Origin of the sequence: Pantoea sp. GbtcB22 (genome assembly GCF_019091025.1) — a bacterium.
Classification (GTDB): domain Bacteria; phylum Pseudomonadota; class Gammaproteobacteria; order Enterobacterales; family Enterobacteriaceae; genus Pantoea; species Pantoea leporis.
Genome location: NZ_JAGXKB010000640.1, coordinates 1 through 244, shown reverse-complemented (window position 1 = coordinate 244; position 244 = coordinate 1). Strand labels below are relative to the sequence as shown.

Here is a 244-nt window from a genome sequence, read left to right as displayed (position 1 = left end):
ATCCGGCCCAATTCCCGAAGCAGCGATAGACGGTGGTCGAGGACGCTGACACGGGCGTGCAATAGCCGGACGAGAGGTGCTGCCTCGACGCGGATCTCGTCGGGATGAAGTTCCTCACGGAAGGCGCGCTCCCGGTCCATCCACTCGTGCCCTTTGTGTCGGGCGGTGGTGCTATGGCGCATTGCTGGCCCCGGCTTCGTCGGAGGGGGCGAAGGGTTCGCTGTCTGCGACGGGGGACGCAGAC

General features: G+C 66.4%; 1 protein-coding gene. It reads right to left on the bottom strand.

What is annotated here, in order from left to right; translation table 11 throughout:
* Positions 1-182: hypothetical protein (locus tag KVT28_RS26240; RefSeq protein WP_217551207.1), on the bottom strand; the 182-nt coding region annotated here is incomplete at its 3' end.
* Between the last annotated feature and the right edge of the window lie 62 nt (positions 183-244).